The organism is Prevotella sp. MGM2, from assembly GCF_002933955.1.
In the GTDB taxonomy this organism is placed as follows: domain Bacteria; phylum Bacteroidota; class Bacteroidia; order Bacteroidales; family Bacteroidaceae; genus Alloprevotella.
The window spans coordinates 1-2,104 of record NZ_BEWW01000181.1; the positions used below are offsets into that span (position 1 = coordinate 1).

Here is a 2,104-nt window from a genome sequence, read left to right on the forward strand (position 1 = left end):
CTCCTGATAAATATCCGATTGTAACTGTGCTTTCACCTCCTGCAAATCAGCAGGGGAACGCATTCCTAAGTCAACGTACGCAATCATCCGCTCATAGTAGTGTTCACTAAGTTTCCGTTGTTCAATGGCAAGTTGGTGCATTTCTCTGTCGAAGCAATGGTGATAGAATGCTTCAAGAACTTCAAAAGCCAGGTTATTTTCCTCCATTTTACTGGAAAGTACGTTGATTCGTTTATTCAATTTATGAAACTGTAATTTATGAATACGTGAAAGCCCTTCGAATACCGGAAGGGAAATTCTCAGGTCAATTGTACTTGTCCAAAAAGATTCGGAAGTGTATTGGTTTGTTCGCGGATCTATGGAACGCCCAAACCGCACGCCTGATGCACTGGCGGCGTTGATTGAAGGCAGAAAGTTCCCATAAGCAGTGACTATATCCGTTTGAGTTATTTTTGTATCCAATTGTTTGTTCCGTATCCGAAGATTATGTCTGATGGCATACCTCATGCATTCATCTTCCGTCCATCCTGATTGAGCCTTGCTCATTTCAGGTGTGATTATGGAACAAAAGATTGATAAAAGAATCAATAGGGACTGTCCGGTCGGTATTTTGGCATTCATATCGGTTTTGTATGTTACAAATCGTGTGCCAATATTGTAAATGCTTAATAATAAAACAGCTACGAAAATTATACGGATTATAGTGTCTACTTTTTTGACACTGGAACGTCCATTTCTTTGACATTGTTTTCAAATGGGTCATGTATGTGCATTGCTGTGTTTCATGAAAGCCGGAAAGTTCCGCGGCAGCGGAATCCGTGATACTTATCCGCAAGAAGACATTCTGTTTTCAAGTCTTTTTTAATAAAAAACTTCTCAAAAAATTCCAACGCAATTCTTTTTAAACCATAATAAATTCCCAAATGTGTCAAATAATTAGACGCTTTTTTGCGGGGCATCCTTAAAACCGATACCTTTACTCCTCAAAAAAGGTATTATGCAACACGGTACTATCCTGATTGTCGATGACAATAAAAGTGTATTGACTTCTCTGGAACTGCTTTTGGAGAGGGAATTCGAAAAGATAAGAACAGTGTCCGAACCTGACAGGATATTGCCTGTTTTAGACAGGCACGCCATTGATTTGGTCATTTTGGATATGAATTTCTCTGTTGGCTTCAATACCGGTAATGAAGGCTTGTTCTGGCTTCAACGCATACATGAGGTCAAACCGGAACTGCCCGTTATCATGCTGACAGCCTATGGAAATGTCGACCTCGCCGTGAAATCATTAAAAAGCGGAGCGGCAGATTTTGTATTGAAGCCTTGGAATAATGAGAGCCTGATAAAGAAAATACGGACCACGCTACAGGAAACAAAACACAAATCACCCGCCAGAACTGTCAAAGGTCCTGATGAACCGGCTATGATTATCGGCCGTTCTCCGGCTATGATGAAAATAATAAAGCTGGTGACCAAAGTGGCGAAAACAGATGCGAACATCTTGATATGTGGTGAAAACGGTACAGGTAAGGAAATGTTGGCCCGCGAAATTCATCGCCTGTCATTCCGCAGCCGGCATGAGATGTTTAATGTGGATATGGGAGCCGTCAGTGAGTCTTTATTCGAGAGCGAGCTGTTTGGTCATGAGAAGGGAGCATTTACCAATGCCTACGAGAGCAGAATGGGAAAATTTGAAGCGGCAAATGGAAGTACGCTTTTTCTGGATGAAATAGGAAATCTGTCGTTGGGATTGCAGGCGAAGTTATTGGTTGTTTTACAGAACAGGGAAATCACCCGCCTCGGGAGCAACAGAAGAATTCCGATTGACATACGGCTTATTGCCGCTACCAACCGTAATTTGCATGAAATGGTGAAGCAGTCGCATTTTCGCGAAGACCTGTTTTATCGCATTAACACCATACAGATAGAAATTCCTCCCTTACGGCATCGTAAGGAAGATATCGTTCTTTTTGCGGATTATTTCTTAAAAAAATATGCCGCTCTGTATGAACGGACAGGATTGACCTTACATCCCCAAACAATCAGAAAACGGGTCAAGCCGAAAACACGGTGCATGAATTTTGAGAAAAGTGTTAAATTT

2 protein-coding genes are annotated in these 2,104 nt (G+C 41.5%); one reads left to right on the forward strand and one right to left on the reverse strand.

The genetic code is table 11. The features are described from left to right. The coding region (locus C5S62_RS04465; protein WP_145958214.1) for a TolC family protein at positions 1-621 on the reverse strand (621 nt) is incomplete at its 3' end. Positions 622-997: 376 nt separating this feature from the next. Here C5S62_RS04465 and C5S62_RS04470 point away from each other — a divergent pair. After that, on the forward strand, positions 998-2,104 hold a 1,107-nt coding region (locus C5S62_RS04470), incomplete at its 3' end, for a sigma-54 dependent transcriptional regulator (protein ID WP_104404237.1).